The following is a 20,371-nucleotide window of genomic DNA, read 5'->3' on the forward strand; positions in this document are numbered from 1 at the left end:
ACCGTCCACGTCGTCCCGGTCGACGGTCAGGTCATCGGCGAAGTGCCGGTCGCCAGTGGCGTCGGGCACGTACTTCACAGTGACAACGATCCTCAGACTCACAACTCTCTCCTGTTCTGACATCAGTGTCCGCTGCGCTTCAGCCGCACGCGGTACGAGTAGTGCTCGGGCAGGAAGTGACTGATGGCCAGCTCGACGAGCTGACCGGCGACCGACTGGTAGACGCGGTCGACGCGCAGCAGTGCCCGCCCGGGTGCGCAGCCGAGGTGTCCGGCGATCTCGGGTGTGGCCTCCGCGACGGTGATGCTCTGCTCGGCCTCGGCGATCGGCTCGGGCAGCCGCTGGTCGAGCAGCCCGATGACCGTGAACGCACTGGGCGTGCCCGGCTCGGTCAGTTCCGGGACCGACTCCAGCAGCCGGCCGACGGGGGGCGGCAGGAAGACGGCGGTGTGGCAGAAGGCCGTGTCCTCGTGGCGCCGGAGGAAGGCCAGTTTGTGCACCCGGTCGGTGTGCAGGCCCAGCCGGCCCGCCGCGTCCACGTCGACCCGAGGGTGCAAGGGCGTGACGACGTCCATCCGGGTGTCGATTGACAGCCCCATCAGGTCGTCCACCGAGCCGAACTGGCGCAGGTACTGCTCGTCGCGGGGCGTGGCGAACGTGCCGCGCCCCGGTACCCGGTGGACCAGGCCCTCGGCGACGAGGTCCTGGAAGGCCCGTCGCACGGTCTGCCGGCTGACCTGGTGGCGGGCCGCCAACTCGGCCTCCGTGGGCAGCCGTACGCCCTCCGGATAGTCGTGCCGCAGGATCGCCGCCCGCAGTTCACGGGCGAGCCGGAAGTAGGTGCTCTCTCGATACGGTTGCTCAGCCATGGCGGTCCTCAGACGACGGCGTCGGCGCGCAGCGACTCGATGTCGGCGCGGCTGTGGCCGAGTTCCGCGAGGATCGCCGCCGTGTGCTCGCCGACGGCCGGCACGGGATCCATGCGGGCGGGCAGTCCCGCGAGGTCGGCCGGCGGCAGCAGTGCCTGCACCGTCGCGCCGGGTACGCCCACCTCGCGCCAGCGGTCGCGCGCGGCCAGCACCGGGTGGTCGAGGAACGCGGTGACGTCGTTGACCCCGGCGCAGGCGATGCCGACGCCCTCCAGGTCCTTGAGGATCTCCTCGGCATCGGAGCGGGCGATGCGCCGGGCGACGATCGCGTTGAGCTCCTCGCGGTGGGCGACGCGGTCGGAACCCGTGGCGAAGCGCGGATCGCCGGCCAGTTCCGCGTGGCCGAGGAAGTCCGCGCACAGGGCGGCCCACTCGCGTTCGTTCTGGATGGAGAAGAGCACGTCCTTGCCGTCGGCGGCGGTGAACGTGCCGTACGGCGCGATGGTGGCGTGCTGGGTGCCCAGGCGCGGGGGCTGGGTGCCGCCGTAGCGGGTGTAGTACGCGGGCTGGCCCATCCACTCCGCCAGCGCCTCGAACAGGGACACCTCCACCGGGTGGGCCCGGCCGGTGGTGGCACGCGTGTACAGGGCCGTGAGGACACCGCTGTAGGCGTACATCCCGGCGGCGATGTCGGCGACCGAGATCCCGACCCGGGCCGGTTCCCCGGCGGTACCGGTCAGGGAGACCAGGCCCGTCTGGCACTGCACCAGCAGGTCGTACGACTTCCGGTCGGCCCAGGGTCCCGAGGTGCCGTAGCCGGAGATCGTGCAGGGGATGAGCCGCGGGTGGCGGCCGGCGAGGGTCTCGGTGTCCAGGCCGAGGCGGTCGGCGGCGCCGGGGGCGAGGTTCTGGACGAACACGTCGGCGCCGTCGAGGAGCCGACCGAGGATTTCGCGGCCCCGGGGCGCCTTCAGGTCCAGCGTCAGTGACTCCTTGGACCGGTTGAGCCAGACGAAATAGCTGGAGTGACCATGCACGGTCGTGTCGTAGCGACGGGCGAAGTCACCGTCGCCCGGTCGCTCGACCTTGATGACGCGCGCGCCGAGGTCGGCGAGCTGCCGGGTCGCGTACGGCGCGGCCACGGCCTGTTCCAGGCTGACCACCGTGATCCCGGACAGGGGAGGCTGCGGCAGGCTCATGCGGCCATTTGTACGGCCAAATCCGAGAGCCTGTCAACGCAGCTCTCCGCCCCGTCACCTGTGCTTTCCTGGTCAGCGCCGGTGTGTCGGTGAGGTACTTCACACGGCCCTGGAGCTTTGTACGCCCCAATGACGCTCATGTCCGCCACGGTGGTGCTCAGGGCCGGCGGTCGGGATGGCACAGCACCATCACCGCGCGGGCGACGAGTTCACCGGCGCCGCCGAGTTCCTGCCGGTAGCGGTCCGTCATCTCCTGTACGGCCTCCACGAAGTCGGGGTCGGTGGCGCGGGCCCGGGCCGGGTGCGGGAGTTCCCGCGCCATCGCGCGACGGCGGGCCAGGAGCGCGATGATCACGTCGTCGATGCGCTCGATCCGCGCGTGCGACATCTGTGCCGTCGGGGCGGCCTGGTTCGTCGTCACGAGGAACCTCCGATCTCCTGCGGGCAGCACAACGCCCTTGTCTCAGCTCGGTCTTGAGCACTCTGCCCATCACGGTCAGCGGCAATGCGTCGTAGAACGCCACCGACTCGCCGCGGCCGGCGCCCCGACGGTCACCTGCACGGAGATGGGCGTTGGCGGCGACATGGGCCCAAGTTGTGCCGGGCGCCCGCCGACACCGTCCGGCCGGGCCGCTCGGCAGCGGCGACGGCATATCCCGCAGGCAGGGCGCAGAACGGTGGCTGCGCGGTCGTACTCCGGATTCCGGCGCCGAGTGTGGGACCCGTTCGCCGCCGGCCCCGGGCTGCCGTATCGTCCAGTCATCCCTCGGCCGCAATGGCGGCGGACCAACGCGGAGAGTGGAATTCCATGACCAGTCGGCCGCCCGCCACGACGACCCTTTGGCGCCCCACCGGTCCGAAGGAGCTGGAGCTGGTGCGCGAGCTGAACTGGCGTGCCTGGCCGCCGAGGCTGCCCGAGCAGCCGATCTTTTACCCCGTCCTCAACGAGGACTACGCGATCAGGATCGCCCGGGACTGGAACGTCAAGCACGACGGCGCCGGCTTCGTCACCCGCTTCGAGGTCGAGTCGGACTTCCTGAGCCGCTATCCCGTCCGGCAGGCGGGCGGTGAGACGATCCTCGAACTGTGGGTGCCCGCCGAGGAGCTGGACGAGTTCAACGCCCGCATCGTCGGCGAGATCAAGGTCGTGCACGAGTTCCGGTGACCGCTACCGCCGCGCCAAGTGCCGGATTGGCAGCGCGGGTTGGAGCCTGAACCGGCCCTGGGGCGTGCGTACCGGCCAGCCCGGCAGGTGCTAGGCCTGGGCCAGCCCGGTCCTGCAGTGTGGAGTGGTGGACGTTGATTCCGGCGGCGGCCGCGCGCAGCCTCGCCGTCGAGGCCACGGCGTGCAGGGTGGCCGGCAGCCAGGGTGCCCACGCCGACGCGGCCGGCCGGCGGTCCGGAGTCCAGGTGGGCGGCGTGCCGATGGGGACGGTCCCGGCCCGCCGGATGTCCGGTGCCCGGGCCCGCTTGCCGCGCGGGGGACGCCGGCTTCAGCTGCCCCGGTGTGCGCACCGGTGCCTTGGCCGGAGCGTGCCCCTGGGAGCCCGGCCCGCCGAAGCGTCCGGTGCCGGTGCCTGCTCCATGGCGCGTGCGAGGCACGTCCCGACGCTCGCCTCAGCTGCCCGGCAGCCTCCGCCGCCACCCCAGCCGGGCCGCTCGGGCCGCCTGCGAGAGGGCCGCCTGCGGGTCGAAGCCGTCGAAACCGCGGAAGCCGCATCGGCACCCGGGCGGGGCGTCGCCGTCCGGCGGAACCTGCCCGCCGGGTGGCGGGTGGAAGGGGGCCGGAGCCGACCGGCTCCGGCCCCTCGGGGAGCCTTCGGCAGCTGGGCGCCGTTACGCGGCCACGGCCTCGTCGACGTGGCCGTGCAGGCGGGCGACGACCTCGGTGAGCTGCGCGGCGACCTCGGCGTCGTCGGCAGGGTGCGTCTCGGCGAAGCGGGTCAGGGAACCGGGGATGGAGAGCTTGAGGTCCTCGATCACCTTGCCTCCGGCGATGCCCACTGCCTTGCGGGCCTCGTCCTGCGCCCATACGCCGCCGTACTGGCCGAAGGCGGTGCCGACCACGGCGACCGGCTTGCCGCCGAAGGCACCGGCGCCGTACGGGCGGGACAGCCAGTCGATGGCGTTCTTCAGGACGGCCGGGATGGTGCCGTTGTACTCGGGGGAGAAGAGGAGGAAGGCGTCGGCGGCCAGGGCGGCCTCACGCAGCGTGGCCGCGGCGGCCGGGACGCTGCCTTCGACGTCGATGTCCTCGTTGTAGAAGGGGATGTCGGCCAGCCCTTCGAAGAGCACCACGTCGGCGCCCTCGGGAGCGTGCTTGACCGCCGCCTCGGCGAGCTGGCGGTTGTGCGAACCGGCGCGAAGGCTGCCGACGAGCGCGAGGATGCGAACAGACATGTGAACTCCAAGGGAGTGAAACATTGCCGAAAGGATCCGGACCGGGGTCCGTTTAAACTTCTACCACCTTAACCGGACCGCGGTCCAGTTTTGTTCCCGATGCTTTACGCTGTCTTCGTGTCCGCCGCCCCGCCGCCCTACCGGAAGCCTTCGGAGTCCGTCGAGCAGCCCGAGTTGCTGCAGCTCGGCTCCGCGGACGACCACCCGTGCCTGCGTGCGGACGCCGCACGCAACCGGGCCCGGCTCCTGGAGGCCGCCGCCCGGCTGGTGACGGAACACGGAGCGGCCGGGGTGACCATGGAGGCGGTCGCCGCGGCGGCCTCGGTGGGCAAGGGGACGGTGTTCCGGCGCTTCGGCGACCGCAACGGCCTGCTGATGGCGCTGCTCGACCACTCCGAGAAGAAGTTCCAGGCCGCGTTCCTCGGCGGACCTCCGCCGCTCGGGCCCGGGGCGCCGCCCGTGGAGCGGCTCCGGGCGTTCGGCCGTGCTCTCCTGCGGCGGTCGGTGGACGAACTGGAACTGCAGCTGGCGGCCGATCCCGGCGCGGACCGCCGCTTCTCCAACGCGCCCCGCCGATTTCTCCGCGGCCACGTCACCATGCTGCTGCGGCAGGCCGTCCCCCACGCGGACTGCGAACTCCTTGCCCTCACACTGATGGGTTACCTCGATCCAGCCGCGATCCACTACCTGACCACCCAGTGCGGGATGCCGATGGAGCGGCTGGAGGCCGGCTGGGACGACCTGGTCGCCCGCGTGACGTGTACCGGCCCGCCCCGCTGAACTCCCTTTCAGCCGTGGGTGGTCGACCGGTCCAGCAGGCACAAGGGCCGGATACGCGCCCGCTCTGTCCCCCGCCCTGATCGCGGGCACCGGCTTCTGCCAAGATGCCGTACGTCATGGTGCAGATACCGAAAACGCCCGCGTCCTCGCCCTCCGCACCGCGCTCGGTTCCGACGAGCGCCGATGTGGCCAGGCTGGCCGGCGTCTCGCGCGCGACCGTCTCCTACGTCCTCAACAACACCAGCGCCGTCCGCATCAGCGAGCCCACGCGCCGCCGTGTGCACGAGGCCGCCAAGGAACTCGGGTACGTGCCCCACGCGGCGGCCCGCAGCCTGCGCGCCGGGCACAGCCGCATGGTCCTGATGCCCGCGCCGTCCATCCCGGTCGGCCCGCTCTACAGGACGGCGACGCCCTCGTCCGCAGCAGCCGGCCGAGCAACCGATCACGCCCCACGATGACGGGCGGTCAACCGCTGCATCGTCCATATACGCACACTTCCGTCAGCACCACCGGTGATGACCCAGAGGCGGTCGGCCACCGTCAGTCCAGCCACCGCCACTGCCGGGCCGGTGTGATGGATGAGAGGGGGGCCGGTCCGCGTTCCCGTGGTGAGATCCCAGAGAGCGGCGACCCCATCGGCGTGGGCGGTGACGGCGTAGGGGCCGTCGGCCGTCATCACGGTCGCCACCGCGCGCACCGATCCCTTGTGGCCGGTGATGGACGGTGCGGCCTCGGGGCCAACGGTGAAGTCCCAGACCCGCAGTGTTCCGTCGGCGCTGCCGGAGACGGCGTGGGGGCGGTCGTCGATCAACGCACCCGCCACCGCGCGGACCGTGCGGACATGACCGGTGAGAGGTACCCCGGCCTGTTCGCCGTTCGTGAGGTCCCATATCCGCACCGTCTTGTCGTTGCCGCCGGTGACGGCGTGCGGGCGCCCGCCGACCAGTACCGCCGTGACGGAGCGCACCGACCCTGTGTGGCCGGTGAGCGGCGGACCCGCTTGTTCTCCCGTGGCGAGGTCCCAGACCCGCACCGTTCGGTCATCGCCCGCGGTGACGGCGTGGGGACGGCCGAGGATGACAACGGTCGCCACCCCGTTCACGGGGCGGACATGGCCGGTGAGTGGCGACATGCTCTGCCCTCCCGCGGTGAGATCCCATATCCGCACCGTTCCGTCGGCCCCGCCCGTGACGGCGTGCGGGCGGCCGTCGATGGTCGCGGTCGCCACCGAACGCACCCCACTCGTGTGGCCGGTGAGCGGCGGGCCGGCCTGCCGCCCGGTGGTGAGGTCCCATATCCGCACCGTCTTGTCGTTGCTGCCGGTGACGGCGTACGGGCGCCCATCGAGCATGAGCGTCGCCACCGTCAGCACCTCGCCCGAGTGGCCGCTCAGCGTTCGCACCGATACCCCTGCCGGTCTCGGCTCAAGAACCAAGGTCCTGGAGGAACTGCGCGAGCGACGGTGCGACCAGCCGGCCCTTGTGCGGCTCGCCGGGTTCCTCGAGGACTATCTCTCCGTTGGAGTTGTCCAGTCCGAAGAACAGGTCACCATCGGTCTGGGCAACGAGTAGGAGTGGGCGGTAGCCGGCGAACCTGTCCGGATGCCTCCTCATGGCGCGGAAGAAGTCTGCTTGTCCGGAAACGGTCTGCTCCAGTGCCGTTCCGTTCCAAAAAGTCGCGAGCCCGCACTCCAGGTTCGAAGCGGCATGAAAGTCGAGGATCGGACCGCACCAGAAGCTTCCGTAGAGGCACTGCACGTCCGGGTGAAGTGGTGCGCCGAGGGCGTTCTCCAGGTCCGAGACGTCGGGTGTCTCCTGGATCTCAACGGGTTTCCAACTTATCTGCCCGTCCGGTCCCGGGTCGCCTGACCAGCAAGCGGAAGGCCAATCCGGGTCGTACTCAACGACGTTCAGTTCGCGAGGCTCCCCGCCCACCGAGCCGTCGCGCAAGCTCTCCCAGCGTTCAAACAGGTATCCGGCGAGGATTTCCTCGATGGTGGGATGCTCCATGCTGGTCAGTCATGCTCCTTCAAGGAGTGGCGGTTCCGCGTTTGCAGGACACCCGCTCAGCCGAAGACGATGGCGGTTGCCCACTCGTGACACTCGACTGGCACGCTGCGTAAAGCTGGGCCCAGGCGAACTTCTCGGGCTCGAAGGGATCGGTGTGCGGCGTGCCCGCCGGTGATCAGGCACCGGAGCCGCCACGATGTGGAACGGCTCCTACGTCCTCGGATCACCAGCCCCAAGACCGCGGTCGCTGCCCCGAACGACCATCCTGGACCCTCGCCGCCTCCGAAGCATCGGTGGAACTACTCAGAACCGTGGATCAGCCGCGTCATCGGGTGGGGCAACCCGATGACCTGAAACGGTAGGTGGTGCCGCCGTCGCCGAACCGATTCCCGAGCTCGCAACTCGCCGGGGTGCACGGTCTGGTGGAGACGAGCACCGCCCGCGGCACCAAGCCGACCGCCGGCGGCACGCACGAGAACCTCTTCTGCCGGCCGACGGTACTCGCCGGCGTCGACGACCACACCACCGCCTACGCGGAGGCGGTCTTCGGCCCGGTCGCGCCGGTCCGCTCCTTCAGCACACCCGACGAGGCGGCGGCCCCCGCGGCGGACGGTCCGGACGGCCTCTCCCCGGGCACCGAGTCCCGCCCGAGCGCGTCCCGCCCCGGGATCGTGCACATCACCGACCAGACCGTGAACGACGAGGCCGTGGCCCCGTTCGGCGGCATCGCCGCCTCCGGCACCGGCGCCCGCTTCGGCGCGACTCCAGCCTGGAGGCCTTCACCGACGTCCGCTGGTCGGCATTGCGCGCACGCGCCGCTACTGGCCGTTCTGCTCGGTCTGGGACTGCTGTTCCTCGACCGCCTTGCGGACCTCGTCCATGTCCAGCTTGCGGGCTTGGCCGATGACGTCCGTCAGGGCGGCCTCGGGTAGGGCGCCCGGCTGGGCGAAGACGGCGACCCGGTCGCGGACGATCATCAGCGTCGGGATCGACTGGACGCCGAAGGCCGCGGCCAGCTCCGGCTGCGCCTCGGTGTCCACCTTGCCGAACACCAGGTCCGGGTTGTCCTCCGCCGCCTTCTCGTAGACAGGGGCGAACTGACGGCACGGCCCGCACCAGGACGCCCAGAAGTCGATCAGGACGAAGTCGTTGTCCATGACGGTCTGGTCGAAGTTCTCCTTGGTGAGCTCCACGGTGCTGCTCATGGCGTGATTCCCTCTTCCTGGTGTGGTGGCGAAGCCGCTGGCACAACGCGGCCACCCTGGTGCATATTCCGCGCGCGTACCCATGTGGCCCCCGCGCACACCACCCACCAGACTGAACCCCATGACGGAAACGGAAACCATCGCGTACGACGTCGTGGTGCTCGGGGCCGGTCCCGTGGGGGAGAACGTCGCGGACCGCACACGTGCGGCCGGCCTCTCCACCGCGGTCGTGGAGGGCGAGCTGGTCGGCGGTGAGTGCTCGTACTGGGCCTGCATCCCCAGCAAGGCCCTGCTGCGCCCGGTCATCGCCCGCGCCGACGCCCGCCGCGTTCCCGGCCTGCGTCAGTCGGTGCAGGGTCCTCTCGACGCGGCAGCGGTCCTTGCGCACCGCAACTACTACGCCTCCGACTGGAAGGACGACGGCGCCGCCCAGTGGCTGGAGAGCATCGGCGCCGACCTCTACCGCGGCCACGGCCGTCTGACCGGTCCGCGTACGGTGTCCGTCACCGGCCCGGACGGTGGGCGGCGCGTCCTGACCGCACGGCACGCGGTCGCCGTCTGCACCGGCAGCGACGCCGTACTGCCCGGCCTGCCGGGCCTCGCCGACGTCAAGCCGTGGACCAGCCGGAACGCGACGAGCGCGCAGGCCGTGCCCGGCCGTCTCGTGGTGGTCGGCGGCGGAGTCGTCGCCACCGAGATGGCCACCGCCTGGCAGGCCCTCGGCTCTCGGGTCACCGTCCTCGTCCGCGGCAAGGGCCTGCTGTCCCGCATGGAGCCCTTCGCCGGGGAACTGGTTGCCGAGGCTCTCACGGAGGCGGGCGCGGACGTCCGGACCGGCACGTCGGTCGAGTCGGTCACCCGCGAGAACGGCACGGTCGTGGTGGTCACCGGCCGGGGGGACCGCATCGAGGCCGACGAGATCCTCTTCGCCACGGGCCGCATCCCGCGCACCGGCGACATCGGCCTCGACACGATCGGCCTGGAGCCGGGCAGCTGGCTGTCGGTCGACGACAGCCTGCGCGTGACCGGCAGCGAGTGGCTGTACGCGGTGGGCGACGTCAACCACCGTGCGCTCCTCACCCACCAGGGCAAGTACCAGGCCCGCGTCGCCGGTGCCGCCATCGCCGCCCGCGCCTCCGGCGAGCCCCTCCCGGAGCCGGACGCCTGGGGCGCGCACGCGGCCACCGCCGACCACGACGCCGTCCCCCAGGTCGTCTTCACCGACCCGGAGGCGGCGGCCGTCGGCCTCTCCCTCGCGGAGGCGGAACAGGCCGGGTACCGGGTCCGGGCCGTGGACGTCGAGATGTCCTCGGTGTCGGGCGCGGGCCTGTACGCCGACGGCTACCGGGGCCGTGCCCGCATGGTCGTGGACCTCGACGAGGAGATCCTGCGCGGAGTCACCTTCGTCGGCCCCGGCGTCGGCGAACTCATCCACTCGGCGACGATCGCGGTCGCCGGCCAGGTCCCGATCGGCCGCCTGTGGCACGCGGTGCCGTCGTTTCCGACGATCAGCGAGGTGTGGCTGCGACTGCTCGAGGCGTACCGGGACAACTAGTGCCGCGTCAGCCAAGGTTCGCCCCGTCGCGACGCCCGGCACGCCCTCTCGCCGCACCGGCCGAAAGCCCACGTACGTCCAGTACGAGGACTTCCGGCCGGCACGCCGAGAGCACGCACCGGACGCCGCTCCTTGACGGGCGAACCTCGGCTGACGCGGCACCAGGACCTGTCCGGGCACGGCCGCCGCGGCGCCGTCCGGGGCGGTTCAGCGTGGCAGCTCGAAGCCGAGCGACGCCGCGGCCTCCTGCGGTGTCGCCTGCGCCCACCACTGAACCATCGCCTGATTCGAGGACAGTGAGCGCAGCTCCGCGCGGTCCAGGTACAGCGTGCCGTCGAGATGGTCCGTCTCGTGCTGCACGATCCGCGCGGGCCAGCCGGTGAACACCTCGTCCACCGCGCGGCCGTACTCGTCCTGCCCCGTCAGCCGCACCTCGGCGTGCCGTGCCACCACCGCCTGCCAGCCCGGCACGCTCAGGCAGCCCTCGAAGAACGCGGCCCGCCCGGTGCCGACGGGCTCGTACGACGGATTGACCAGCACCCGGAACGGCTGCGGAACCCGCCCCCGTGCCACCCGCACCTCCTCCGGCACCGGCGCCGGGTCCTCGATGACCGCGATCCTGAGCGGCACGCCCACCTGGGGCGCGGCGAGGCCCACGCCCGGCGCCGCGTGCATGGTGACGCGCAGGGCCGCCACGAAGCGCGCCAGCAGTACGCCGTCGAGCTGTCCGTCGAAGGGCTCGGTCCCGCGCCGCAGCACCGGGTCGCCGGCCGCGACGACGGGCAACGGGCCGTCGGTGGCGAGGAGTTCCTCCACCCGTTCGGCCAGGGGCACGCGATCAGTCGGAGATGCCATCGCGCCAGCATGCCACGGCGGCCGGCGACGCCCGACGCCGTATGTGACGCAGGTCACTTGTTCGCCCCGGAACTCGAAGCCTCCTTTCTCCGACTACTGGACCGCTGAAGCAACACGAAACGTCCCCTGCCCCCGGAGAAGCCGCCGATGTCCACCGCTCCCTCGACCACCACGGACGAGGCTCCGCAACCCGCCGCCCCGGCGCCGACCCCCGGCAGGTGGGCCCCCCTCCGCCCGCTCGTGCTGCGCCTGCACTTCTACGCCGGAGTGCTCGTCGCCCCGTTTCTTCTCGTCGCCGCCCTCACCGGCTTCCTGTACGCGGGCGCCTTCCAGGCCGAGAAGCTCGTGTACTCCCACGAGATGACCGTCCCCGTCGGCGACACCAAGCTGCCGATCTCCGAGCAGGTCGCGGCCGCCCGCAAGGCCCACCCCGAGGGCACGGTCTCGGCCGTACGCCCCTCCCCGGCGGCCGACGCGACCACCAGGGTGCTGCTCTCCGGGGTCGACGGCGTCGACCCGGACCACAGCCTCGCGGTGTTCGTCGACCCGTACACCGGCAAGGTGCGCGGCGCCCTCGAACAGTACGGCTCGACCGGTGCGCTGCCGCTGCGCACCTGGATCGACGAGTTCCACGCCAATCTGCGGCTCGGCGAAACCGGGCGCCTCTACAGCGAGTTCGCCGCGAGCTGGCTGTGGGTGATCGCGAGCGGCGGCCTGCTGCTGTGGTTCTCCCGCCGCAGCGCCCTGCGCAAGGTGCGCGGCACCAGCGGGCGGCGCCGCACGCTCGGGCTGCACGGCAGCGTCGGCGTCTGGGCCGCGGCCGGGTTCCTCTTCCTCTCGGCGACCGGCCTGACCTGGTCGACCTACGCGGGCGCGCATATCGACGAGTTGCGGACCTCGCTCGGCCAGTCCACCCCCTCGGTCAGCGCGACGGGCGGCGACCACGGAGGCCACGGCGCGTCCGCCTCGGCCGGGGGCGCCGACCAGGGCGTCGGCCTTGACAACGTCCTGGCCGCCGCCCGCGCCGAGGGACTGGGCGATCCCGTCGAGATCGTCCCGCCCGCCGACGAGAAGTCGGATTCGTCGGCGTATGTGGTCAAGCAGGTCCAGCGCAGCTGGCCCACGAAGCAGGACTCCGTCGCGATCGACCCGTCCACCGGCGAGGTCACGGACGTCCTGCGCTTCGCCGACTATCCGGTGCTCGCCAAGCTGACGCGCTGGGGCATCGACCTGCACACCGGAGTCCTCTTCGGCCTGGTCAACCAGATCGCCCTGATGGCGCTCGCACTCTCGCTGATCGTTCTGATCGTGTGGGGCTACCGCATGTGGTGGCAGCGCGGCCGCGGCTCCGCCTTCGGCAGGCCGATCCCGCGGGGCGCCTGGCAGGAGGTGCCCCCGCAGATCCTCCTGCCGTGTGTCGCGGTCATCGCCGTACTCGGCTACTTCGTGCCGCTGCTCGGCGTTCCGCTGGCCGCGTTCGTCGTCGTCGACGTCGCCCTCGGCGAGATCGCCCACCGGCGGGGACGGAGCACGTGCGAGAGCGGTGCGGGAGCGAAGTAGCGCACGTGTTCCTGAACGCACTCGGGCCCGGTTCCCGCGCGGAACCGGGCCCTCGTGCCGTAGGGGGCTTCAGGGCCGCTCGAAGTCGCCCGCGAGTGCCGAGGCGATGCGCAGGTGCGACTCGGCCTCCTCGTGCCGGCCCTGCCGCTCCAGTGTGCGGCCCAGCATCAGCCGGGCGTAGTGCTCCACCGGGTCGCGCTCGACAAGGACGCGCAACTCGGCCTCCGCGCGGTGGAGTTGGGCCGAGTGGTAGTAGGAGCGTGCCAGCAGCAGCCGCGGTCCGGTCTGCTCCGGCACCTCATCGACCAGCCCGCCCAGGACGCACGCGGCGGCGGCGTAGTCCTTGGCGTCGAAGAACGTCCGCGCACGCTCCCAGCGCTCGGCCGCTGTGCCGTGGTCGTAGTACGTCATGTCCACTGCTGACCTCCTTCGGCCACCTGGAACCACACCCAGTGGTTGAACATTCCATCACTCGGACTGGGCGGGCCGTCCGGGGGTGACCGGCGTGCGGTCGGACTGACGCGGAGCCGCGTGCGGGACTAGGTTGGGCCGTATGAGCAATCTTGATCGCGAGGCGGTACCAGCCCTGTGCGGCGGACGTGGCTTCGTGGTGGCGGAGCCCGTGCGCGAACTCCTCAGCCCCCGCCGCGTCAAGCTCGGCGAGTCCACCGAGGTCCGCCGTCTGCTGCCCAACCTGGGACGCCGCATGGTCGGTGCCTGGTGCTTCGTCGATCACTACGGCCCCGATGACATCGCCGACGAGCCCGGCATGCAGGTCCCGCCGCACCCGCACATGGGCCTGCAGACGGTGAGCTGGCTGCACGAGGGCGAAGTACTGCACCGCGACTCCACGGGCAGCCTGCAGACCATCCGCCCGCGCGAACTCGGCCTCATGACCTCCGGCCGGGCGATCAGCCATTCGGAGGAGAGTCCCCGGCCGCACGCCCGGTTCCTGCACGGCGCCCAGCTGTGGGTCGCCCTGCCGGACAGCCACCGCCACATCGACCCGCACTTCCAGCACCACGCCGAGCTGCCGGTCGTCACGGCGCCAGGCCTCACGGCCACGCTGATCCTCGGCGACCTCGACGGCGCGACCTCGCCCGGAACGACGTACACCCCCATCGTCGGCGCCGACCTGGCCCTCACCCGAGGCACCGACGTACGCCTGCCCCTGGAGCCGGACTTCGAATACGCCGTGCTGTCCATGTCCGGCGAGGCCCATGTCGACGGCGTGCCCCTGCTCCCGGGCTCGATGCTCTACCTCGGCTGCGGCCGCGCCGAACTGCCGCTGCGCGCGGAGTCGGACGCCGGCCTGATGCTCCTGGGCGGCGAGCCGTTCGAGGAGGAGCTGATCATGTTCTGGAACTGGATCGGGCGGTCCCAGGAGGAGATCGCGCAGGCTCGTGAGGACTGGATGACCGGGACTCGGTTCGGCGAGGTCAAGGGCTACGACGGGGATCCGCTGCCGGCCCCCCAGCTGCCTCCTGTACCCCTGAAACCGCGAGGAAGGGTGCGCTGACCCGCGTGGTCAGCTGTGGCCGAGGACGTTGATCACACGGCCGCTGGGGTCGCGTACGAAGAAGCGGCGTACGCCCCACTCCTCGTCGGTCAGCGGGTGGACGATCTCCGCGCCTCGCTCCCGCATGGCGATGTACGCCGCGTCGACGTCCTCGACCTCGATGCTCATGTCGGGTGCGACGGGTGCCGTCCGGTCCTCGCTCATCAGGCTCACCTGGACGGCAGGGTTCTCGGCGGACGCGAGGGTCATGATCCAGCCGTGGTTCATGACCTCCTCGAAGCCCAGCACGCCGTAGAACTCCGAGCTCTCCTTCAGTGCTTCCGTATGGATGTTGGGGACGACACGGCGCACATACATCTCGCGGCTCCGGTGGTCAGGTCGGATGCGTCAGGACCGGGCCAGCGTAACGCGGCGCCCACCCGGAGCGCCGACCACGCAGAGCAGCGGCGCCGAGGAGGCCGTTACGGAGCGGATGTCAGTCGGTCAGTCGCAGCAGGGTCTCCTGGAAGGAAATCGCGTCCCTGAGGGGCTGGTTGTGCGGGAGCCTGGCCAACAGGGCTGCCATGCCACAGGTATTGGTCACGCCGGAGAAGGCCAGGCCCGCGCCGACCAGACCGGACAGCCGGTGTGCGGGCCGCCAGGCCACGCCCGCGACGAAGCCGAGGACGACCAGCGCCCCGGCGGCGAGGCGGACCTGGCGGTCCATGGGCCAGGGGGCGCGGGCCGCGGCCGGACGCTCGACGGGGCGGCCGCCGGCCGCCCATGTGCTCGTGCCGCCCTCCAGGGTGGCCGCCTCGATGCCCAGGGCCGCCAGCCGCTCGCAGCCCTTGGCGGATCGGGCCCCTGACGCGCATACGATCAGCAGCGGTCCGCGCGCGGCCGCGGCCTTCAGGGCGTGCGCGGCCTCGTCGAGCCGGTCCAGCGGGATGTTGTGGGCGCCGGGGACACGGCCGCCGGCGTACTCGCCGGGGGTGCGCACGTCGATGACGGTGAATTCACCGAGACGGGCGGTGGCCTGGGCGGGGGTCAGCGCGGTGAGGGTCAGTGCGGTGGGGGTCAGTGCGGTGGGGGTCAGTGCGGTGGGGGTGGTCACGGAACAGAACCTTTCTGCGATGCGTTCCCCGCACGGTAGGATACCCGCGGGGGTATAAAAGAGGAGGAAGTGTGCAACTCGACATGTCGGCCGATGAGCTGAAGTCGGCACTCAACCGGCTGCGGCGCGCTCAGGGCCAGCTCGCGGGAGTGATCCGGATGATCGAGGAGGGCAGGGACTGCGAGGACGTGGTCACACAGCTCGCGGCGGTCTCCCGGGCCCTGGACCGGGCCGGGTTCTCGATCATCGCGACCGGACTCCAGCAGTGCATGACCGGCGAGGACCCCGAACTGCGGGACTCCGCGCAGATGCGGGCCCGCCTGGAGAAGCTCTTCCTCTCCCTGGCCTGAGGACGTTTCCCGGCCTGAGGACGAGGACGTTTCCCGGCCTGAGGACGAGGACACTTCCCGGCCTGAGGACGAGGACACTTCCCGGCCTGAGGATCATTTCTGGCCCCAGGAATCTTCCTGTCCCGAGGACTCTCTTCGGCCGATCGCTCACAGCACCGTCGCCGTGCCCATCGCCAGGGAGACACCCAGCAGTACCGTGCCGAACACGCGCTGCAGTGTCGCCGCGGAGACCTTCGCGGCCAGTCGCCTGCCGTCCCAGGCCCCCAGTACGGCGGTCGCCAGGAACGGTGTGATCAGCGCCCAGTCCAGGTCCACGGCGGTGAACGCCCGGGCCACGAGAGCCACCAGCGCGTTGGCGACGATGACCAACAGACTCGTCCCGACCGCCGCGCTCATCGGTACCGCGAGCACGCTCACCAGTGCCGGTACGGCCAGGAAGCCGCCGCCGACTCCGAGGAACCCCGTCACCGCGCCCAGCCCGGCCCCGGCCCCCGCCGCGCGGGCCGCCGACACCGTCCCGTTCCCGCGCGGCGTGCGGCGGCGCAGCATGTACACGGCGGCGAGACCGGCCAGCGCCGCGAACATCAGGGTCAGCGCGGCCTGGGGGAGGTGCGAGGACAGGGCGCCGGCTGCGGCGGCGGGCAGCAGACCGGCCGCCGCGAACAGCAGTCCGGCCCGCCAGCGCACCGCTCCCGCCCGCGCGTGCGCCAGCAGTGCGGTCACGGAAGTGGCGATCACGATGACCAGGCCGGCGGTGGTTGCCGCGGCCGGGCTGAAGCCGAGCAGATAGATCAGGGCAGGGACGGTGAGGATGCTGCCGCCCGCCCCCAGCGCGCCCAGGGCGAGGCCGACCAGACCGCCGGCGAGCAGGGCCAGGACGAACGCGGTCATATGACGGTCCCGGCGGCCCCGCGCGCGTCCTGGACGGGGAGGCCCTGAGCGGCCCAGTCGATCATGCCGCCGACCACGTCCACCACCGCGTCACCCCGCCCGGCCAGCAGCCCCGCCGCCTGCCGCGAGCGGTTGCCCGAGCGGCAGATCAGCACCAGGTTCGGCCTGGCGGGGAGGGCCGCCCCGGCTGCCAGCAGCGACAGCGGCACATGCAGCGCACCGGGCGCGTGACCGGCCCGGTACTCGTCCGCCTCGCGGACGTCGAGCAGGACGGCCGTACCGTCCCGGAGCAGGCGGTGAGCCTGAGTGACCGTGATGCGGCCGGGGCCGCGTCGGGAGAAGAGCATCGTTCGGGTTCCTCGGGTCCGCGCCGGCCGCCCCGGACCGGCGAAGGTCCGAACCGGCGCTGTCGCGCGGTCAGTTGGAGGCAGTGGAGGTGACGAGACCGAGGCCGGTCCCGGCCGCCTCGGCGTAGTGGTCGTCGACGGCCACCACCTCGCGGCCGGCGGCGTCGAGCACGGACGCGGCGATGGCCGCGCGCATCCCGCCCGCGCAGTGCACCCACACCGTGCCGTCGGGCACCTCCGCCAGACGGCGGTGGATCTGGTGGACGGGGATGTGGACGCTGCCCTCGATCCAGCCGTCCGCGCGCTCGCTGTCCCGGCGCACGTCGACCACCACCGCGTCCTCGCCGCGCTCGCGCGCCGCGGCCAGCCCGGCGAACGTGGCCCGCGGGAACGAGGCCGGCCGGACCCCGGCAGGCACCCAGTCGGCCGGGGCGCCGACGGCGGCCGCGGCCGGCCGGTCGATGCCCACCCGGACCAGCTCCCGCTGGGCGCGCGCTATGTCCTCGGCGCTCTCCGCGAGCAGTGTCACCGGCTTGCCCCACGGGATCATCCACGCCAGATACGTCGCCAGGTGCCCGTCGGCCTCGAAGTTGAACGCCCCGGCCACGTGCCCGGCGGCGAACGCCACGCGGTTGCGCAGGTCCACGACCCACTCGCCCGCAGCGAGGCGCAGGGCGATCTCGCCCGCGTCGGCACGCCGCGGCGGGGTCAGGTCCAGCGGAGCGGGGCCTTCGGCGTTGGCCGGGCCCATGTGCGCGTAGTAGGCAGGGATGTCGTCCAGCCCGGCCAGCAGGCCCTTGACGAACGTGTCCACGTCCTGGACGAGCACCGGGTTCGACGCCTTCTCCGCGCCGATCGTGCTGTGCGAGCCGCGGGCCGGGGAGGAGGAGCAGAAGCTTCCGAAGCCGTGGGTGGGCATGACGGCCACGTCGTCGTCCAGCTGTTCGGCGAGCCGGTGCGCGGAGGCGTGCTGCGCGCGGGCCAGCTGCTCGGTCAGCCGTGGCTCGACGAGGTCGGGCCGGCCCACGCTGCCGATCAGCAGCGAACCGCCGGTGAAGACGGCCGCCGGGCGGCCCGATTCCTCCAGGACGTAGGAGGTGTGGTGGGGGGTGTGACCGGGGGTGGCCACCGCCCGGAGCTCCACGTCCTCGTCGACCGGTTCCACGTCCCCGTCGTCGACCGGCACCCGTGCGTACGACACCGTGGCCCCGGCCGGCACCAGGTAGCGCGCCCCCGTCAGTCGGGCCAGCTCCAGGCCGCCGGTCACGTAGTCGTTGTGCACGTGGGTCTCCGCCACGGTCGCGATCCGCACCCCGCGCCGAGCCGCCTCGGCGATCACGCGGTCGATGTCCCGCGGCGGGTCCACGACCACCGCCGCGCGGGGGCCGCCCGCCAGATAGCTGCGATTGCCAAGACCCTCGGTCTTCAGGACGTCGACGAAAAACACGGCATCTCCCTACGTGAAAGAGTACCCCGGGGGGTATCTGCCGTCCACCGTAACAGATACCCCATGGGGTATTCGGGCGGGTGCGTGGCGCCCGCGGGGAACCTCGGGCAGCACGGATGCCTCCTACCAGGGGAACCGACCCCGCGTTCTCGGAGAGGAGTGTCCTGTTGGCCAGCCAGCTGTCCCGCCGGAAGTTCGTGGTCTACTCACTCGCGGCGACCACCCTGACCATCGCCGCACCGCTCGGCTGTGACACGTCGTCCGCGGAGGGCGCCGAGGAGACCGGCGACGCTGCCGGACGGCCGTCCGGCGTCCTGGTGACCGGCACCGACGAGGAGAGGCTGGTCCTGGAGGTCACCCGGGCCAACAAGGTGGTCGTACGGCTGCCGCGCGTCGAGGTCGGCCAAGGCGTCACCACCGCGGTCGCCATGATGATCGCCGAGGAACTGGACGCCCGGCTCGTCGACGTCGACATCCCTCTGGCCGACGCCCGGACCAAGGGCAACCAGTTCACCGGCGGTTCCAGCTCGGTCAGCTCGCTGTACGGACCGGCCCGGCAGCTGGCCGCCGTCGCCCGCGCCAGGCTGGTGACCGCGGCCGCCCGGCGGTGGCGGCTGCCGGCGCGGACCCTGCGCACCTGGAACACCACGGTGGTCGCACCTGACGGGCGCACGGCCACCTTCGGCTCCCTGACCGCGAGCGCCGCCCGGATCCGCCGGCCGGCCGTGTCGAGCAAGCCCAAGCCGGCCTCCCGGCACCGGGTGATCGGGCGGCCGACGAACCGGATCGACGCGCGGGACATCGTCACCGGCAAGGCGGAGTTCGCCGGAGACCTGACGGCGGCCGGAGCGAGGCCGACGGTGGTGGCCCGGCCGCCGACGATCGGCGGGAAGGCCCTCTCGGTCGACGACCGGGAGGCCCGCGCGATGCCGGGCGTCCACGCCATCGTCAGGATCGCCGGAGGTGTCGCCGTGGTGGCGGACTCCTTCCACTACGCCTTCAAGGCCCGCGACGCCCTGAAGATCACCTGGGCACCGGGTCCGCTGGCCCCCCTGTCCGACGCCGCCATCCGGTCCCGGCTGCGGGCCGCCGTCCCGAAGCTCGGGGCTCCGCCGCGCGGATCGGCGCAGGTCGAGGGCGAGTTCACGTTCGCCTTCGTCAGCCATGCACCGATGGAGGTGCTGACCGCGGTGGCGGACGTACGCGCCGACCGCGCCGAGATCTGGTTCTCCTCGCAGACACCGATGGACGCGCGGAGCAGCATCGCCTCGGCGGTCGGGCTGCGGGAGTCGAAGGTCCGGATCCATGTCGTGCGCGGCGGCGGTTCGTTCGGACGACGGCTGAACCACGACGCAGCGATCGAGGCGGCCCTGATCTCGAAGAAGGCGAAGCAGCCGGTGAAGCTGATGTGGAGCCGCGCCGACGACATCCGGCACGGCCGGATGCGCCCGGCCTCCCACCACCGGATACGGGCGAGCCACGCCCGCGGCAGGGTGGTGGCCTTCGCTCATGCGACGGCCTCGGTCAGCGAGTCGTACCGGCAGGGCGCGTCCGCCCAGGGCGGGGTGACCGTGGGCGCCGCGGGCCCGCTGCCCAGCGACAGCGGCCTGTACAACTTCGGGAGCCTGTCCGGGGATTCGGGCTCGGTCGAACTGGCGATGCCGCTCGGCGCCTGGCGGTCGGTGGACTCCGGGACGATGCGCACCGCGGAGGAGATCGTCGTGGACGAGGTCGCCGCCGGTCTGGGCAAGGACCCCGTCGCTTTCCGGCGGACCACGCTCCGGAGCAAGGCCGTCAAGGCCGTCCTCGACAAGGTCGCCTCCGCCGGGCACTGGGGCCGGAACATGCCGGACGGCCACGCGCAGGGCGTGGCCGTCCACGAGGAGTACGGCTCCTGTGTGGCCTGCCTGGTCGAGATCGAGGCCACCGACCCGAAGAATCCCAGGGTGACCAAGGTGGTGATGGCAGCCGACGTCGGCACCGCCGTCAACCCGCGTGGTCTGGAAGCCCAGTTGATGGGAACAGCCGTCGACGGCATCTCCACCGTGCTCCAGGCCGGCCTGCACATCGACCGGGGCGCGGTGCGCGAGGGCAGCTACGCCGACTTCCGCTGGGCCCGCCAGCGGCACGCCCCGCTGCACTTCGAGGCGCACATCATGCCGTCCCGGGGCGAGCCCGGCGGGGCGGGCGAACTCGGCGTCCCGGCCGCGGCAGGCGCCGTCGCCAACGCCTACGCCCGTGCGACCGGCACCAAGCCCCGCCGCTTCCCGCTCGGCTTCTGACCGACTTCCC

The 20,371-nt window shown here is 72.0% G+C and carries 21 protein-coding genes and 4 pseudogenes; 9 read left to right on the forward strand and 16 right to left on the reverse strand.

What is annotated here, in order from left to right; genetic code table 11:
- The 4 genes and pseudogenes from ACZ562_RS14260 to ACZ562_RS14275 form a co-directional block, all read right to left on the reverse strand.
- Positions 1–102 (reverse strand): annotated as a pseudogene (locus tag ACZ562_RS14260) (electron transfer flavoprotein subunit beta); the annotation flags it as partial.
- Between the two features lie 20 nt (positions 103–122).
- A complete protein-coding gene (locus ACZ562_RS14265; RefSeq protein ID WP_471177901.1) occupies positions 123–869 on the reverse strand; it encodes a GntR family transcriptional regulator in 747 nt (248 codons plus the stop codon).
- 8 nt (positions 870–877) lie between these two features.
- On the reverse strand, positions 878–2,068 hold the full coding sequence (locus tag ACZ562_RS14270; protein ID WP_471177903.1) for a CaiB/BaiF CoA transferase family protein: 1,191 nt from the start codon (positions 2,066–2,068) through the stop codon (positions 878–880).
- A 157-nt stretch (positions 2,069–2,225) separates the two neighbouring features.
- A complete protein-coding gene (locus tag ACZ562_RS14275; RefSeq protein WP_471177905.1) occupies positions 2,226–2,489 on the reverse strand; it encodes a hypothetical protein in 264 nt (87 codons plus the stop codon).
- Between the two features lie 387 nt (positions 2,490–2,876).
- On the opposite strand from ACZ562_RS14275, the gene ACZ562_RS14280 reads away from it, so the two are divergent.
- Positions 2,877–3,233 carry a hypothetical protein gene (locus ACZ562_RS14280; RefSeq protein WP_471177907.1) on the forward strand — a complete coding sequence of 119 codons (357 nt, stop codon included), beginning with the start codon at positions 2,877–2,879 and terminating at the stop codon, positions 3,231–3,233.
- 3 nt (positions 3,234–3,236) lie between these two features.
- On the opposite strand, the pseudogene ACZ562_RS14285 reads toward ACZ562_RS14280, so the two are convergent.
- Positions 3,237–3,501: pseudogene (locus ACZ562_RS14285) on the reverse strand (helix-turn-helix domain-containing protein); the annotation flags it as partial.
- A gap of 403 nt (positions 3,502–3,904) precedes the next feature.
- On the reverse strand, positions 3,905–4,468 hold the full coding sequence (locus tag ACZ562_RS14290) for an NAD(P)H-dependent oxidoreductase (RefSeq protein WP_471177909.1): 564 nt from the start codon (positions 4,466–4,468) through the stop codon (positions 3,905–3,907).
- A 99-nt stretch (positions 4,469–4,567) separates the two neighbouring features.
- Here ACZ562_RS14290 and ACZ562_RS14295 point away from each other — a divergent pair, with 99 nt between their 5' ends.
- Together ACZ562_RS14295 and ACZ562_RS14300 are read left to right on the forward strand one after the other, a co-directional pair.
- Entirely contained in the window at positions 4,568–5,248 is a 681-nt protein-coding gene (locus ACZ562_RS14295) for a TetR/AcrR family transcriptional regulator (protein WP_471177911.1), read from the forward strand.
- 104 nt (positions 5,249–5,352) lie between these two features.
- Positions 5,353–5,646 (forward strand): annotated as a pseudogene (locus ACZ562_RS14300) (LacI family DNA-binding transcriptional regulator); the annotation flags it as partial.
- 44 nt (positions 5,647–5,690) lie between these two features.
- Here the strand turns inward: ACZ562_RS14300 and ACZ562_RS14305 are convergent.
- Together ACZ562_RS14305 and ACZ562_RS14310 are read right to left on the reverse strand one after the other, a co-directional pair.
- Positions 5,691–6,650, reverse strand: coding sequence for a WD40 repeat domain-containing protein (locus ACZ562_RS14305; RefSeq protein ID WP_471177913.1), 960 nt, complete (start codon positions 6,648–6,650; stop codon positions 5,691–5,693).
- Positions 6,651–6,672: 22 nt separating this feature from the next.
- The gene (locus tag ACZ562_RS14310; protein ID WP_471177915.1) at positions 6,673–7,257 is read right to left on the reverse strand and encodes a SecY-interacting protein Syd; all 585 of its coding nucleotides are present in this window, start codon (positions 7,255–7,257) and stop codon (positions 6,673–6,675) included.
- Positions 7,258–7,652: 395 nt separating this feature from the next.
- Between ACZ562_RS14310 and ACZ562_RS14315 the strand changes: the two are divergent.
- Positions 7,653–8,077 (forward strand): annotated as a pseudogene (locus tag ACZ562_RS14315) (aldehyde dehydrogenase family protein); the annotation flags it as partial.
- Here the strand turns inward: ACZ562_RS14315 and trxA are convergent.
- Positions 8,076–8,462: a thioredoxin gene (gene trxA, locus ACZ562_RS14320; RefSeq protein WP_471177917.1), complete on the reverse strand. Its 387-nt coding sequence runs from the start codon at positions 8,460–8,462 to the stop codon at positions 8,076–8,078. The pseudogene ACZ562_RS14315 and the gene trxA overlap by 2 nt on opposite strands.
- 121 nt (positions 8,463–8,583) lie before the next feature.
- Between trxA and ACZ562_RS14325 the strand changes: the two genes are divergently transcribed.
- Entirely contained in the window at positions 8,584–10,017 is a 1,434-nt protein-coding gene (locus tag ACZ562_RS14325; RefSeq protein WP_471177919.1) for a dihydrolipoyl dehydrogenase family protein, read from the forward strand.
- A gap of 207 nt (positions 10,018–10,224) precedes the next feature.
- Here the strand turns inward: ACZ562_RS14325 and ACZ562_RS14330 are convergent, their stop codons facing one another.
- On the reverse strand, positions 10,225–10,872 hold the full coding sequence (locus ACZ562_RS14330; protein WP_471177921.1) for a peptide deformylase: 648 nt from the start codon (positions 10,870–10,872) through the stop codon (positions 10,225–10,227).
- A gap of 147 nt (positions 10,873–11,019) precedes the next feature.
- Between ACZ562_RS14330 and ACZ562_RS14335 the strand changes: the two genes are divergently transcribed.
- Complete coding sequence (locus tag ACZ562_RS14335) at positions 11,020–12,432, forward strand: PepSY-associated TM helix domain-containing protein (RefSeq protein ID WP_471177923.1); 1,413 nt, start codon at positions 11,020–11,022, stop codon at positions 12,430–12,432.
- Positions 12,433–12,501: 69 nt separating this feature from the next.
- Here ACZ562_RS14335 and ACZ562_RS14340 read toward each other — a convergent pair whose 3' ends face one another.
- Positions 12,502–12,849 carry a tetratricopeptide repeat protein gene (locus tag ACZ562_RS14340; RefSeq protein WP_471177926.1) on the reverse strand — a complete coding sequence of 116 codons (348 nt, stop codon included), beginning with the start codon at positions 12,847–12,849 and terminating at the stop codon, positions 12,502–12,504.
- Between the two features lie 136 nt (positions 12,850–12,985).
- Between ACZ562_RS14340 and ACZ562_RS14345 the strand changes: the two genes are divergently transcribed.
- Positions 12,986–13,951, forward strand: a complete 966-nt coding sequence (locus ACZ562_RS14345; RefSeq protein ID WP_471177928.1) for a pirin family protein — start codon at positions 12,986–12,988, stop codon at positions 13,949–13,951.
- 9 nt (positions 13,952–13,960) lie between these two features.
- On the opposite strand, the gene ACZ562_RS14350 is transcribed toward ACZ562_RS14345, so the two are convergent.
- Together ACZ562_RS14350 and ACZ562_RS14355 are read right to left on the reverse strand one after the other, a co-directional pair.
- A complete protein-coding gene (locus tag ACZ562_RS14350) occupies positions 13,961–14,308 on the reverse strand; it encodes a VOC family protein (RefSeq protein ID WP_471177931.1) in 348 nt (115 codons plus the stop codon).
- Positions 14,309–14,426: 118 nt separating this feature from the next.
- Positions 14,427–15,044, reverse strand: coding sequence for a rhodanese-like domain-containing protein (locus ACZ562_RS14355; RefSeq protein ID WP_471177934.1), 618 nt, complete (start codon positions 15,042–15,044; stop codon positions 14,427–14,429).
- A gap of 71 nt (positions 15,045–15,115) precedes the next feature.
- Between ACZ562_RS14355 and ACZ562_RS14360 the strand changes: the two genes are divergently transcribed.
- Positions 15,116–15,394 (forward strand): metal-sensitive transcriptional regulator, encoded by a 279-nt coding sequence (locus ACZ562_RS14360; RefSeq protein ID WP_471177937.1) that lies wholly within the window; start codon positions 15,116–15,118, stop codon positions 15,392–15,394.
- A gap of 147 nt (positions 15,395–15,541) precedes the next feature.
- On the opposite strand, the gene ACZ562_RS14365 is transcribed toward ACZ562_RS14360, so the two are convergent.
- The 3 genes from ACZ562_RS14365 to ACZ562_RS14375 form a co-directional block, all read right to left on the reverse strand.
- Positions 15,542–16,285: a sulfite exporter TauE/SafE family protein gene (locus tag ACZ562_RS14365; protein WP_471177939.1), complete on the reverse strand. Its 744-nt coding sequence runs from the start codon at positions 16,283–16,285 to the stop codon at positions 15,542–15,544.
- Entirely contained in the window at positions 16,282–16,632 is a 351-nt protein-coding gene (locus ACZ562_RS14370) for a rhodanese-like domain-containing protein (protein ID WP_471177942.1), read from the reverse strand. Before ACZ562_RS14370 ends, ACZ562_RS14365 begins: the two co-directional genes overlap by 4 nt.
- A gap of 70 nt (positions 16,633–16,702) precedes the next feature.
- Positions 16,703–18,079 carry a rhodanese-like domain-containing protein gene (locus ACZ562_RS14375; RefSeq protein WP_471177945.1) on the reverse strand — a complete coding sequence of 459 codons (1,377 nt, stop codon included), beginning with the start codon at positions 18,077–18,079 and terminating at the stop codon, positions 16,703–16,705.
- Positions 18,080–18,276: 197 nt separating this feature from the next.
- Between ACZ562_RS14375 and ACZ562_RS14380 the strand changes: the two genes are divergently transcribed.
- Entirely contained in the window at positions 18,277–20,361 is a 2,085-nt protein-coding gene (locus ACZ562_RS14380; protein WP_471178787.1) for a xanthine dehydrogenase family protein molybdopterin-binding subunit, read from the forward strand.
- Positions 20,362–20,371: the final 10 nt, after the last annotated feature.

It is taken from the genome of Streptomyces sp. NPDC040410 (assembly GCF_055595715.1).

What these genes read in the sequence shown, in the direction of transcription:
- ACZ562_RS14330 (WP_471177921.1), bottom strand. Translation starts at nt 10,872, where the DNA reads ATGGCATCTCCGACTGATCGCGTGCCCCTGGCCGAACGGGTGGAGGAA.
- ACZ562_RS14335 (WP_471177923.1), top strand. Translation starts at nt 11,020, where the DNA reads ATGTCCACCGCTCCCTCGACCACCACGGACGAGGCTCCGCAACCCGCC.
- ACZ562_RS14265 (WP_471177901.1), bottom strand. Translation starts at nt 869, where the DNA reads ATGGCTGAGCAACCGTATCGAGAGAGCACCTACTTCCGGCTCGCCCGT.
- ACZ562_RS14350 (WP_471177931.1), bottom strand. Translation starts at nt 14,308, where the DNA reads ATGTATGTGCGCCGTGTCGTCCCCAACATCCATACGGAAGCACTGAAG.
- trxA (WP_471177917.1), bottom strand. Translation starts at nt 8,462, where the DNA reads ATGAGCAGCACCGTGGAGCTCACCAAGGAGAACTTCGACCAGACCGTC.
- ACZ562_RS14290 (WP_471177909.1), bottom strand. Translation starts at nt 4,468, where the DNA reads ATGTCTGTTCGCATCCTCGCGCTCGTCGGCAGCCTTCGCGCCGGTTCG.
- ACZ562_RS14270 (WP_471177903.1), bottom strand. Translation starts at nt 2,068, where the DNA reads ATGAGCCTGCCGCAGCCTCCCCTGTCCGGGATCACGGTGGTCAGCCTG.
- ACZ562_RS14280 (WP_471177907.1), top strand. Translation starts at nt 2,877, where the DNA reads ATGACCAGTCGGCCGCCCGCCACGACGACCCTTTGGCGCCCCACCGGT.
- ACZ562_RS14365 (WP_471177939.1), bottom strand. Translation starts at nt 16,285, where the DNA reads ATGACCGCGTTCGTCCTGGCCCTGCTCGCCGGCGGTCTGGTCGGCCTC.
- ACZ562_RS14370 (WP_471177942.1), bottom strand. Translation starts at nt 16,632, where the DNA reads ATGCTCTTCTCCCGACGCGGCCCCGGCCGCATCACGGTCACTCAGGCT.
- ACZ562_RS14295 (WP_471177911.1), top strand. Translation starts at nt 4,568, where the DNA reads ATGCTTTACGCTGTCTTCGTGTCCGCCGCCCCGCCGCCCTACCGGAAG.
- ACZ562_RS14310 (WP_471177915.1), bottom strand. Translation starts at nt 7,257, where the DNA reads ATGGAGCATCCCACCATCGAGGAAATCCTCGCCGGATACCTGTTTGAA.
- ACZ562_RS14345 (WP_471177928.1), top strand. Translation starts at nt 12,986, where the DNA reads ATGAGCAATCTTGATCGCGAGGCGGTACCAGCCCTGTGCGGCGGACGT.
- ACZ562_RS14325 (WP_471177919.1), top strand. Translation starts at nt 8,584, where the DNA reads ATGACGGAAACGGAAACCATCGCGTACGACGTCGTGGTGCTCGGGGCC.